The sequence below is a fragment of the Pseudomonas sp. NPDC089407 genome (assembly GCF_044900445.1).
Classification (GTDB): domain Bacteria; phylum Pseudomonadota; class Gammaproteobacteria; order Pseudomonadales; family Pseudomonadaceae; genus Aquipseudomonas.
Window position 1 is genome coordinate 30,101 of record NZ_JBJDNB010000023.1, and the last position, 12,315, is coordinate 42,415.

11 protein-coding genes and 1 pseudogene are annotated in these 12,315 nt (G+C 60.7%); 6 read left to right on the forward strand and 6 right to left on the reverse strand.

What is annotated here, in order from left to right:
* Positions 1-157 precede the first annotated feature (157 nt).
* The 5 genes from pqqF to ACI2KG_RS18135 form a co-directional block, all read right to left on the reverse strand.
* Positions 158-2,458, reverse strand: a complete 2,301-nt coding sequence (gene pqqF / locus ACI2KG_RS18115; protein ID WP_404662815.1) for a pyrroloquinoline quinone biosynthesis protein PqqF — start codon at positions 2,456-2,458, stop codon at positions 158-160.
* A gap of 158 nt (positions 2,459-2,616) precedes the next feature.
* Positions 2,617-3,411 (reverse strand): carbon-nitrogen hydrolase family protein, encoded by a 795-nt coding sequence (locus ACI2KG_RS18120; protein ID WP_404662816.1) that lies wholly within the window; start codon positions 3,409-3,411, stop codon positions 2,617-2,619.
* A 14-nt stretch (positions 3,412-3,425) separates the two neighbouring features.
* Positions 3,426-5,108: a flavin monoamine oxidase family protein gene (locus tag ACI2KG_RS18125; protein ID WP_404662817.1), complete on the reverse strand. Its 1,683-nt coding sequence runs from the start codon at positions 5,106-5,108 to the stop codon at positions 3,426-3,428.
* Positions 5,109-5,270: 162 nt separating this feature from the next.
* Positions 5,271-5,585, reverse strand: coding sequence for a helix-turn-helix domain-containing protein (locus ACI2KG_RS18130; protein ID WP_404662818.1), 315 nt, complete (start codon positions 5,583-5,585; stop codon positions 5,271-5,273).
* Positions 5,563-5,925, reverse strand: coding sequence for a toxin (locus ACI2KG_RS18135; RefSeq protein WP_404662861.1), 363 nt, complete (start codon positions 5,923-5,925; stop codon positions 5,563-5,565). The genes ACI2KG_RS18130 and ACI2KG_RS18135 overlap by 23 nt, the downstream gene beginning before the upstream one ends.
* 817 nt (positions 5,926-6,742) lie before the next feature.
* Here ACI2KG_RS18135 and ACI2KG_RS18140 point away from each other — a divergent pair.
* Positions 6,743-7,033 (forward strand): hypothetical protein, encoded by a 291-nt coding sequence (locus ACI2KG_RS18140; RefSeq protein WP_404662819.1) that lies wholly within the window; start codon positions 6,743-6,745, stop codon positions 7,031-7,033.
* Between the two features lie 12 nt (positions 7,034-7,045).
* Here ACI2KG_RS18140 and ACI2KG_RS18145 read toward each other — a convergent pair whose 3' ends face one another.
* On the reverse strand, positions 7,046-7,507 hold the full coding sequence (locus ACI2KG_RS18145; protein WP_404662820.1) for an Lrp/AsnC family transcriptional regulator: 462 nt from the start codon (positions 7,505-7,507) through the stop codon (positions 7,046-7,048).
* 274 nt (positions 7,508-7,781) lie between these two features.
* Here ACI2KG_RS18145 and ACI2KG_RS18150 point away from each other — a divergent pair, with 274 nt between their 5' ends.
* The 5 genes and pseudogenes from ACI2KG_RS18150 to ACI2KG_RS18170 all read left to right on the forward strand — a co-directional run bounded on the left by ACI2KG_RS18150 (position 7,782) and on the right by ACI2KG_RS18170 (position 11,789).
* Positions 7,782-8,360 carry a serine acetyltransferase gene (locus tag ACI2KG_RS18150; RefSeq protein ID WP_404662821.1) on the forward strand — a complete coding sequence of 193 codons (579 nt, stop codon included), beginning with the start codon at positions 7,782-7,784 and terminating at the stop codon, positions 8,358-8,360.
* Between the two features lie 69 nt (positions 8,361-8,429).
* Complete coding sequence (locus ACI2KG_RS18155; protein ID WP_404662822.1) at positions 8,430-8,900, forward strand: helix-turn-helix domain-containing protein; 471 nt, start codon at positions 8,430-8,432, stop codon at positions 8,898-8,900.
* 220 nt (positions 8,901-9,120) lie between these two features.
* Positions 9,121-9,369, forward strand: a pseudogene (gene nicB, locus ACI2KG_RS18160) (6-hydroxy-3-succinoylpyridine 3-monooxygenase); the annotation flags it as partial.
* A 302-nt stretch (positions 9,370-9,671) separates the two neighbouring features.
* Entirely contained in the window at positions 9,672-11,093 is a 1,422-nt protein-coding gene (locus ACI2KG_RS18165) for a tyrosine-type recombinase/integrase (protein ID WP_404662823.1), read from the forward strand.
* A gap of 480 nt (positions 11,094-11,573) precedes the next feature.
* A complete protein-coding gene (locus ACI2KG_RS18170) occupies positions 11,574-11,789 on the forward strand; it encodes an AlpA family transcriptional regulator (RefSeq protein WP_238739081.1) in 216 nt (71 codons plus the stop codon).
* The last annotated feature ends 526 nt before the right edge of the window (positions 11,790-12,315 follow it).

The window sequence follows — 12,315 nt, forward strand, 5'->3', positions numbered from 1 at the left end:
GGATTACTCCTTCCGGATGGGTTTGGGGTTGCTCAGCTACTACTTGGGTACCGCCATGCGCAGGAGGTTCCCGGAACTGGGATTGCGCTATCTTACAAGAAAATTTTGTACCGAAAGGTTAATTATTCGAAAAGCGCCGTTGCAGTTGGCGTAACAATCATGAACGTGTTCCCTGCCAGGAAGTGTCTGGCGCGGCAGCGTTGGCCAGGCATAGCCAGGTGGAGCCCTTGTCGAGCAGCTTGTCCACCAACTCGTCCAGATCCGTCTGCCGCGTTTTCAGGATAGACCTGCGCAAGGCATCCAGCCGGCCGGGTTGTGTAGCCAGGTGTGTCTGCCACGCCCATTCGGCGACGTCGGCATTGGCCATGGCGGCCTCGTCGAATTGTTCAGCCAAGGCCTGGCGAGCGGCCGGGTCGAGGGTGACGCCCTGCTCTAGCAGCGTGCGCAAGTGATCAAGAACGTATAGCTGGCTGGTGTGCGGGGATTGCACGCCGAACAGCAGCCCGCCCACCCCCTCGACCTGACGAAAGGCGCTGAACACGGCGTAGCCCAGTTGTAGCTCGACCCGCAGCCGCTGGTAAACCGGCCCTTGCAGCAACTGGGCGAGCAGGCGCCCGGTGGCTTCGTTGGCCGCTGGTAGTGGGCAGAACAGCAGCAGAGCGTGTTCGCTGCCCGGCGCTTCTGCGTGTTGCCAGCGCCGGCTCGCCCAGGTGGGCGCAGGGTTTGGCCGCGCGGCTTGTCCGGAGCAGTGCTGTAAAACATTGCCCAATGCGCCCAGCGCAGCGTTGTCGAAGCCTGCGGCCAGGCCATGCCAGCTTGCCTGTTGCCACAGGTTGTCGAGTTGACGCTGTTCCAGCGTGCAGGCCGGTACTGCTGCGGGCTGGCTACCCTGTAGCGCGTCTGGCAGTAGCTTGAGCAAGGCGCGGATGGGGATCAGGGCCGCGGGCTGTGTCGCGCAGGGTAGCCAGCAACTGGCGGGTGGCCTGAGCATCAACGCCAAGGCCTGTTCAACGGCGCGCAGCACTGCTGCCGGTAGCCCGGCGCAGCGCAACTGCCAGTATTCACCGGCGCTGGTGAACTGCAGTTGCACCGAGGCGCGTTCACAGCGCGCCTGCAGGGGGGCAAGGGCTTGTTCGAGCACGCGTTGCAGCTGTTGGCGCACAGGCGAGGGCACATGCCAGCGCAGGTAGAGCGCCGCGTATTGGCGGGCCGCAGGGAGCTGATCGCTGATCTTCAGTGCTGGCGGCAGAGGCTGTGCCGTGACAGCGGGCAGTTCGGCCATCAGCAGTGGGTCGACCGGGGGTAGCTGCCATTGGCCGAGAGGGCTGCATGGCAGGCCTTCCAGCAGGCTGGCAAACGCCTGCAAACCCTGGGTATCCAGCTTGGCGAATGGCAGGCCCGTGCTATCCCGACGGGCCAGCTCCAGTGCGCTGGCATTACGTTCGCGGCTGAGCTGCAGCAGCCCGAAGGGGTGATTCAACTGCTCGGGGTCGGCTTGGCGGATGAAGCTGAACCAGCCGTGCAGCAAGACGGTGGCTTCGTCCGGGGCGGCGTTGGCAGTAAGTTCAAGGTCGAGGTGCCACAGCAGCTGCCCAGCGAATGCATACAGCGTTTCGGCTTTGAAACCTTGTAGCCAGCCACGCTCACGAAGCGCGCCCAGCCAGGTACCCGGGCGGCTGTCGTCGAGGCAGGTGATCAGCAGCTCCAGTGCCTGCTCGGCACCTCTCGGGAGGTGCTCGTGAATAAAGGCGAGGGCAGTATCCGTTACTGACAGTGGCGGCGGCAGCATTTGCGGCACCCGCTCGCCTGCAGTGAACAGCCCGGCATGCTGTCGGCCAAGATGTTCCAGTTCATCCAGCGTCTGCGGGCCGCACAAGCTCAGGGTGATCTGGCCGCCTTGGTAGAAGCGTTGGTGAAAACTGCCAAGCGCTTGCTGGAAGGCCGGGTCCCGCAGGGCCAGGGTGTATCGGTTGCCAGCGTGAAAAGCGCCCAGCGGATGGCCGGGTGCCACCGACTGCAGCAAGGCGAACTGCTGCTGAGCCTGCGGGTTGCGCGACCAGGCGATGAACTCGGCGTGGATGACTTCGCGTTCGGGGCGTTGCCGTTCGATGCCCAAGTCCGGTTCGGCGAGCATCTGGCACAGGCGCTCCAGGCCCCCGCCCAAGGTGTTGGGCGGGACTTCAAAGAAGAAGTCGGTGGCACGTTCGCGGGTGCTGGCGTTGACTTGGCCGCCGAGGGCCTGCACGTAGCGCATCAGGCCGTCGGCCAGCGGGAAGCGCGGGGTGCCGAGGAAGAACAGGTGTTCGAGGAAGTGCGCCAGGCCGGGCCATTTGGCGGGGGCATCGTGGCTGCCCGCGTGTACCCGCAGTGCGGCCGCCGAGCGTTTCAGGCGCGGGGCGTGGCGCAGGGTCAGCTGCAGGCCGTTGGCGAGGGTGAGGTGGCGGGTGGCGTCAGGCATGGGGGCTCCGGTTGCTGCTTTCCATGCTAACCCATTTGGTTGCAGGCCCGGCCCTATCGCCGGCAAGCCAGCTCCCACAGGTACTCCACAGGGTTTGAGGGTTATGCGGTCGATGTGGGAGCTGGCTTGCCTGCGAATGGGCCGCAAAGCGGCCCTTGTCAGCCTTTACGCAAATGCAACTCCTGGCGCAAATCGTCCAGATAAGGGAAGGCCAAGCGCCCCTGCACCACCCGCTCATGCTCAAGCTCCGCCAGCAACTGGCACTCATCCCGCCCGGCCATGGCCAGCAGGCTGCCATCCGGGCCGATGATGCTGCTCTGCCCGCAATACTGTATCTCGTCTTCCGCGCCGCAGTAGTTGGCATACACCAGGTAGCACTGGTTCTCCTGCGCCCGCGCTCGCACCGTCACCTGGCAGATGAAGTCGTAAGGGGTCATGTTCGCCGTCGGCACCAGGATCAGCTCGGCGCCATCCAGCGCCAGGCGCCGTGCATTCTCCGGGAACTCGATGTCGTAGCAGATCAGCAGGCCGACCTTCCAGCCGTCCAGTTCCACCACCGGGAAGTGGTCGAGGCCAGGGCTGAACATCGAACGGTCCAGCTCGCCGAACAAATGGGTCTTGCGGTAGTTGCTGAGGCTGCGGCCATGCGCATCGATCAACTGCACACTGTTGTAGATCGCCCCCTCATCACCGCGCTCCGGGTAGCCATAGACGATGGCAATGCGGTGTGCCTGGGCGATTTCCACCACCGCCATGGCCGAAGGGCCGTCGGCGGCCTCGGCCAGCCGTTCGACCTGGGCCAGGCCGATGTTGTAGCCGGTCAGGAACATTTCCGGGCACACCAGCAACCGGGCGCCGCGTTCAGCCGCCAGTTGCGCCTGCTGGCGCAGCCGTTGCAGGTTGCCGGGCACGTCCAGTGGTTTGGGTTCACCCTGGAACAGAGCAATGCGCATGGCGCCTCCTTGTGTCAGTCAGCCAGGGCGATCGGGCCGATTTCATCGAACACGTCGCCTGGGCCTGGGTTGTCTGCGTGGGTACGGCCACCGAAGTGGTTCATGATACCCCACACCGCATTCAGCGAGGTCTGCACCGCGCCTTCCACCCAGGCCGGGGTCCACGACACGTCGTCACCGGCGATAAAAATACCGCGCTGTTCGGCGGGCATGTCCTGCTGCATGAAATGCGCATACATGCGTTGGTTGTAGCGGTAATGGCCTGGCAGGGCGCCTTTGAACGCTCCCAGGAAGTATGGGTCGGCTTCCCACGATACGGTGATCGGGTCGCCGATGATGTGCCCGGCAATATCGGTTTTCGGGTAGATCTTCTTCAACGCATCCAGGGCCAGCTGCACGCGCTTTTCCACCGGGTGCGGCAGCATCTTCAGTGCGTCGCTCATCCACGAATAGGACAAGCAGACCACCCCGGGCTTGTCGTTGCCGTTGTCGAACAGGTAAGTGCCGCGGGTGAGGCGGTCGGTGAGGGTCATGCTCAGCAGGTCACGGCCGGTTTCCGGATCTTTGTCTTTCCAGAACGGGCGGTCGACCATGACGAAAGTCTTCGACGACTGCATGTAGCGGGTGCGGTCCAGTGCCATCCACATCTTCTGCGAGAACAGCGATTCTTCGCAGTCGATCTGGGTGGTCAGCAGCCAGGTCTGGCACGTGGCAAGCACGGCGCTGTAGTGCCGGGTGTCGCCCCAGTTGTCGGTCACCGCCAGGCGGCCGTCGGCAGCCCGGGCGATGCGCTTCACGCCACTGCGCGGCGCGCCGCCATGCAGTGCGCTCAGCGATGTGCCTTCAGGCCAGTGTACGCAGCGCTCCGGTACATGGCGCCAGATGCCTTGCGGTACCTGCTCCACACCGCCCACCACCAAGTGCTGGTGATCGTCACAGTTGGTCATTACCACACGGAAAATCTCCAGCATTGAGTTGGGAAAATCCGAGTCCCAACCGCCGGTGCCGAAGCCGACCTGGCCGAACACTTCGCGGTGCTGGAAGCTCAGCTTGGCGAACGAGCGCGAGGTGGCGACGAAGTCGTAGAAAGTGCGGTCGTCCCACAGCGGGACCAGCTTGTTCCACAGCTCTTTAAGGCGTGGCACGTCACGGTCGCGGATGGCTTGCTGGATGTCGGCAAACTGGGCGCCACTTTCCAATGCGTCGGCCCAGGCGTCGGCCACCTCGTGGAACAACTGGGGCAGGTCGGTGGCTTTTTCGGCGTAGTAGGTCTGGCCTTCCAGGTCGATCACTGTACTGCCCGAAGCCGGGGTCAGCGGGTTGGGGAAGGGTTTGGTCTCCAGGCCCAGCTTGTCGACGTAGTGATAGAAGGCGGTGGACGACACCGGGAAGCGCATGCCACCCAGTTCGGCGACGATCCCGTCGGTGCCGTTGAAGGCTTGCGAACGCAGCCGGCCACCCAGCTTGGAGGCCTCGTACACCACCGGTTTGAGGCCCAGTTTCATCAACTCGTAGGCCGCCACCAGGCCGGCGATACCGGCACCCACAATGGCCACTTCTTCACCATGGCGCTCAGCAGGGATGCTGCCCAGGCCTGCCGGGTGTTCCAGCCAGTCGTCGAAGGCGAACGGGAAGTCCGGGCCGAAGATGGTGATTGGCTTTTTACCGTCGGCGGGGTGGCGGTTTTTTTTGTTCATGAAGTGACCTTGCCAGAGAGGCTGCGCGGGGAGCGGAGCCTGAGTATAGGAGATGCCTGGGGGTCATTTTAGGGAGTGGGGTGTTCGTAATTAAGGTGCAGAGTGTTGTCTGAATGTCGCTTTGTTCGTCGTACTGAGTGCTTATTGATTAATTTTGACGAATCACGCCAAAGACGCCAAATGTTCCACCGTCTCAGGGTACTTCTGCACCAGACGAATCAGCGCGACTGCTTGCGCATTGGGCCTGGAACGGCCTTGCTCCCAGTTTTCCAGCGTTCTGGCATTGGTTCGGAGATGGTTTGCGAACAGCGCCCTAGACATGTTGAGACGCTGGCGCAGCTCCAGCAGCTCGTTGGGGGCCAACGGGGCCAGCTCGGTGAGGCTGGCTTTGTGCGAACGTAGGGTTTTTTTGCCTTGGCGTTCTTCGGCCAGGGCGTCGAAGCCTTCTGTGAGTTCAGTGAACAGGTTGCGGGGCATGGTTTGTCCTCAACAGGTATTCGCGTTCTAGCATCGTTTTCAGCGTTTTTCGCTGGGAATCGGTCAGGTCATCCTGGACGTCTTTGCCGTACACCGTGAACAACCAGAATTGATAGCCGGGAAGCCAAAAGTAGTAGATGACCCGGATCCCACTTCGCTTGCCCTTGTGGCGTTGGGTGTCAGCGAACCTCAGTTTTCTAAGACCACCGGTGCCCTTGATTGCATCCCCGGCGAAGGGATCCTTCATCAAGAGCAGCTGTAAGAGACGAAAATCCTGGTCATTTAGATAGCTAGCTCGGTGACGTTCGAACGGGGGGAGTTCAACAAAGACTGCTTCCATTTTTTGTACGTAACCTGCGTATAGTTTGGTGAGGGAGGCGAGGTCTGTCAATCCGTTCGCTTTCCAGCCTTTACACGTTGGCGGGTTATCTGAGTGCTACTGCGTTGCGGGATGTAACCCGGGTTGCCAGCAATCCTGGTTCCTGCTCGGATCTGTGCTGCCGATGAGATCGAGCGCCGCCCGCGCGGCGCTTCGCGGGGCAAGCCCGCTCCCACATCTGTTTCGGACCAGTTAATCCTGTCAGGTCCCCTCTGCCCGCCTTGTTTGTTCCATTCGATATCGAAGGGGACATCGTTGCTCATTTTTCAATCTCCAGCCATGCACCCAGGAGCGAGTGCGCAGGAAGCAGGAGAAACTGGCCCGAAACAGATGTGGGAGCGGGCTTGCCCCGCGAAGCGCCGCGCGGGCGGCGCTCGATCTCATAGGCGCTGCAAATCGCAAGGCAGGCGCTTTGTGGCCTTCATGCGATCTGTCGGCCTGACATTAGCGAGCTTTAGGCAGGGCTGATCAGACAGTTCCTACACCCATGCCTTGAAATAAAGAATTACCCTACGCCCGCTATAGCCTCGGTCTGGCATCGCGGGAATCATTTCACCTTTAACTTCACCGGGTCGCCGCAAATTCGGCGATCGGGCGTGAGAACCCGCTGATCTTTCTGGAGGCGCACTGCTATGGTAGCTGTGCGCGGGCAGGCTTTGCCTGGCCGGGTACGCGCCTCCAAGTTCGCCGGTTCTCACCTCGCGCATGGCTGCCACCCAATTCCCGTGAGAAGGATGCGATTGGCCGCCAATCACCCCTGTGATGTGGAGGCTATACCATGACCGACCGCTTGCCCGACCAACCCGAAAAACTCAAAGCCACCGCCGAAAAGCCCTTCTGCAACTGCGAATCCAGCCACCCACCGCTCTTCGCCATCCGCCCCGGCATCGACGCCGCCGACGCCCTGGTCCACGCCTGCCTTTTGGCCCGTGGCCTCAACCAGATTGCCACCGACTACGCCCAACACCACGCCCCCGAGCGCAGCCGTGACATCGTGTGGTCGATGCAGCACTCCGCCGAAAGCCTTTCGGCAATCCTGGAGGGCCTGCTCGACGGCCAGGAGGCCTGACCGCCAGCCCGCTCAGAGTGGCTGCCCGCGGTCCACCTTGTTGCTGAGAATGATCGATGTGGTGGTCTTCTCCACCCCGTCGACACTGCCGATCTGGTCGAGCAGCTGGTCCAGCTGTTCGGGTGAGTCCGTACGCAGCCAGGCCACATAGTCGAACTCGCCGCTCACTGCGCACAATTGCTGCACCTGCCCCATGGCACTCAGGCGCCTCACCACCTCTTTGCCGGAGCGCGGCTGCACCTTGATCCCCACATACGCCTGCAGCCCGCCGCCGATTACACTCTGGCCCAGGCGCACGCCATAGCCGGAGATGACCTTGTTCTTCTCCAGCCGCTCCAGGCGCGAGTTGACCGTGGTGCGGGCGATGCCCAGCTGGCGGGCGAGGGTGGCGATGCTTTCGCGGGCGTTGATCTGCAGCAGGGCGATCAGCTGGCGATCGATTTCATCCAGCGTGATGGAGCGGGAATCCGACATGACGAGTCTCTACAGTTGGCCCGCTAGCCTAGCCAGCCAGTGCCGATCAGGGCAAGGCCAGTCACCCTGGCCCCTGCCGACGCGGTCCCTTGTAGGAGCGGCCTTGTGTCGCGAAAGGGCTGCAGAGCAGCCCCAGGATTTCAGCGTTGACGCAAAGGTTGCCGGTGCCGCTTTGCGGTCCTTTCGCGACACAAGGCCGCTCCTACAACGACCGCGCTGGCCCGATGGCTTTGCGTTCGGCATGATGAAACGCTAGTCCAACGAGAACCTCAGCGTGAACCTCGACCACCTGCTCGAATGCTGGCGACTGGAAGTCTCCAACAAGAAAAGGCCTGGACGCCGCATCGGCCTGCTGTTCAACGTGCTGCGCCGCGCACGTAAAGACAACAAACTACGCTTCCTCTTCACCTACCGCCTGGCCCAGTACCTCGACGCCCGCGGCGGCCTGGCCCGGCGCCACGCCCGGCGCATGCAGCAGCGCCTCAACCTCAAGTACGCCGTAGACATCGACATCGGCGCCCAGATCGCCCCCGGCCTGCGCATCGCCCATCTGCCGGGGGTGGTGATTACCCGGCACGTGAGCATAGGGCGCAACTTCTTCATCCGCCAGAATTGCTCGATAGGCATCAAGACCTTGGGGCTGGAGGACTACGCCCTGCGCATCGGCGACAACGTGAGCATCGGCGCCAACAGCTGCATCGTTGCCGACCGTATCGACATTGGTGATGGCGTGGTGATTGGCGCGATGTCGCTGGTTACGCGGGATATTGCGGCTGGGATGACTTTCTACAACCCGCGGCAGGTGGAGATGCGGCCGACGGGCGAGGAAAGGCTCACAAAATCTAAAGATTAATCCCTGCGGACTTGGCCGTTGTAGGGTCGAGAATGTTCCGCTCCTGAGGCGGAGATCGGAGCCGAACCCATGGCCACCCATCATTTTCAGTTGATCGAAGTCGTTGCATCGGCCCCGAGCACCTTGCTACTCACCTTTGCGGAAGGTCAGCAATACACCGTCGTTATTGACGAAGTCATCGAGAAACACGCAGCGCTGAGGCCGCTGGCCGATCCCAAGGTTTTTGCTACGGCTGCGATTGGTGCCTGGAAAGATACGGTCATCTGGGCAGGCGACGACAATCTGGAGCTTGCTGCGGACAACCTGCATGCACGAGCGTTAGAGCAGACAGGTGATTGTTCCCACGAACTGATCTGGAACTGGATGGCGCGGCATGAGCTTTCGTTGGCCCGGGCAGCCGAGCAAATGGGCGTGAGCAGCCGCAAGCTGTCCGATTACCTACGTGGCGAGAAACCCGTGCCGAAATCGGTTGCTTTGGCCATGGCGAGATGGGAGGCGTGTCAGAGGGCAATGGGTGCGGTGCCCGCTCACAGAATCTGACGATTTACTGCTGTATAAGTCGCGACTGCCAAGCAGAGAATAGCCCCCTTAAAAACGTTGTGCCTCGGTGGATGAGGATGCCAGCCTGCCTTGCATCAGCTCTCCCTTTGCGCAATACTGCCGATAACAACTAACCCTCACGACCGGCGTGGCATGACCATCTGGTTGGAGGGGGAAAAAGCCGGCTTAAGCCGGTTTTTTCGTTTCTGGAGTGCGGAAAATGCAGGGAAAGCTTGATGCTGAGCCTCTGCGCACTCGTATCTATGTCGACGGCTACAACTTCTACTACGGCTGCCTACGCGGTACGCCGTACAAGTGGCTCGATCTACTGCTTCTCTTCGAAAAGCACATCCTGCCTTCCGCAATGGTCTTGAACAGCCACGGCCAGATCCGCGCATCGCGTCTCCTGCAGTCGCCCTCGATCAAATACTTCACGGCAAAGATCATCGAGTCTGTTGCCCGTGCCGGAGGAGTGGATTGCCCGGCAAGTGGGGCTGCCCCCGAGTGAGCATGGCGAGTACTGACCCGGAAATGACAAAGGCCTACGTTTTGCAACGTAGGCCTTTGAGTTTTCTGGTGGGCCCACACGGACTCGAACCGTGGACCAAAGGATTATGAGCGAGCTAAGGTGGCGTTTCTCGGTGTCGCTTGCCGTTCCAGCTATTCCATAAAATCCAGTAAAAACAGCTAGTTTCCACGTTCCTTTGTTTTCCGGCGTTTCAGTCAGTACCCTAGTTTTTCGTCCGAAACGGGGAAGGAACGGGGAAGGCAATGGCAAAACGTGCAAGATTGACCGACCTGGAAGCTCATGCGGTCAAGACCAGGAAGTCGGAACCAGTCGGTTCGCGAGGCAAAGGAACGTTGCTCCTGGAGCGCAAGGCATCCGGTGCCATTAACGCCTACTACCGTGAGAGAACGCCCACCAGCGATCAGCGTCTGCCGCTTGGCACGCTAGCCCGCAAGCCCCGGCCAGGAACAGGCGAGCGAACATTAGATGAGCTGAGGTCAGATGCTATGCGCCTGGCTGGCGAGGTTGGGGCCGCAGGCGGTATTGGAAAATACCTGGAACACCTGGCAGAGCATAGCGCGGCGATGGAGGTGGAAAGGCTTCGGCTACAGCGCCAGGCGGAGGCTTTGGCGCGGCGCGGCACCTTTGGTGATCTGCTGGATAGCTACGTGAGCAAAATGGTGGCAGAGGGCAGGGTAAGCGCCAAGGAAATCGACAACATGTTTCGACTGCATGTGAAGGACTACCATCCGGGGCTGGTAGACCGTGTGGCTGCCGACATCGAACCAGAGGATATACAACTCATCTTGGCAGGCGTGCTGGGTCGTAAACCTAAGGGGCGGGGGATTGGCCATAAGGCTGCGGGGACATCGGCCAACGGCATGCGCACGACGTGTGACAAGCTACGCCGCTACCTGCAAGCCGCCTTCAGCCATGCTGCAAAAGCCCACCTTGCTCCTGAGCGGATAGCCAATGAGGGCAAGGTCTTTTCGATCCGCTCCAACCCAGTGAGAGATATTCCTGTCACTCAAGGCACTGGGGCTGGTGACACCGAGTCGCTCACACCTGATGAGTTGGGAGCCCTTCTGAGGCACCTCGACACACTGCCCGTCAGGCACGCGGCGATCGCCAAGGCAGCCATCTACCTGGGTGGTCAACGTCTCACCCAGCTATGCACTGTGCCATGGGAGTCTGTCACAGACGAAACGCTGTGCCTTATGGACGGGAAAGGGCGCAAGCTCCAAGCGTGGGAGCATTTGCTACCGATCACCGAGCGAATCGGCCAGATCCTCGAGCCGCTGCTAGATGACCGCATTGGCCCTGGGCCTTTCTCACTGACGCTCGGGAAGTCTGCTAATCCAAATACTGTCTCGGCCATGTTTATCGATGCAGGTCGATCACTTTCGGCAGCTGGTAAGTCCCGTGCGTTCACCTGGAAGAATGTCCGCGTGACGGCTGAATCACTCCTGGCACACCTGGGCGTCGGCGCTGAGGTGCGGGCTTGGCTGCTATCACATGGCCGCAGTGGAGTGCAGGCAAAGCACTACGATCGTTATAGCTACCTGCCGGAGAAGCGCGCGGCCCTGGAGCAGTGGGGTAGGTACTTAGATGGCCTGGTCAACGGCGATTCACCTGCCAATGTGGTGCTGTTAACCCGTCGCTCAAAAAAATCCGACGAACGGTAAGTTCGCCTCGGTTAATGGATATGTGGCCCACATATCCGTGCATATCCCTCAGAGTGATAACCAGAAAGCTAAAACCCTTCTAAATCAGCTGCTTGACCGGCTTTTCTGCGCTCTATGCGCATTGTTTTAAATGAGAAACCGTAGATACCATTCGATTACTGGATGACCTCCACGAACAGCTCTGAAACACCCGAATTAGACGGTGCTGACCGGAGTGATTTCGTGGATTTGTGTGTACTGCAGGCAAAAGAAACCCCGGTATTTGCCGTACCGGGGCTTATCAGATGAAGGCGATATCAGCGCCCTCCTGCGTACATGGAAAAACCAGTACACGTTCCGAGAGGTGAAGCGGTTGCAGAGATTTCGACTTGGGTCGTAAGCCCAGCCGGAACTGTATTGCGAGTGGGAGGGCCATGCAACATCTGCCATCCACCCGTGCTCCACCGTCTCGGTTTTTCATAGCGCTTAGAGAAATCGACGATGACACCCGCCATTGACAATGCACCAGTTCCGAATGTTCCGCGTGCTGGTATCCGCGCCACCACCGAACAGCTATGCACCCTGTACCAGATCAGCCGTACGACGTTCTGGCGTTGGACCAAAACCGACAACTTTCCCGTACCTATCCGCGCTGGTCGTGTCCTGCGCTGGGATGCTGAAGCTGTAGATGCCTTCCTCACCAACAGGAAGGGTTGAGCCATGCCGATTCACACCGCGACCCAACCGAGGGTTGCAAAGTCAAGTGTGCGCCGCTATCGTTTGGCTGTCGCTGCCAATTCAGCGACCGGGTTTGGCGACCCGATCAGCAAACGGCGCACAGGCGCCCCCATCTCGATTGCAGGCGCTTTTTTTGTGCCCGCATATCCTGTTTATGGTGGCTGTGCGTGGGAGACCTTCGGGTCTGCCGGGTCCCGTTTGCCCCGGTTCGCCAACCCGCGCACAGCTGCCACCCTAAATCGTTTGGCGACGATCCGTGGCAGCTCCAAAGACGCAAACGGAGCACCACCTATGTCCACCCTAATTCCGCCCGCAATCCGTGCACTCGCTCACCGTCGTATGGCCTTGAGCGCCCTCCGCGCAAATTCATCCCTTTCTGTACGTCTCAAGCGCTACAACGCACACATGAACATTGTTCGAGCCCTGGAAGGCCAGGAGTGTGCAATGAGCAAGCAACAAATCAACAACTCTGATGCCTTCGCCCCTACGGGGCTCAGCTCGCTAC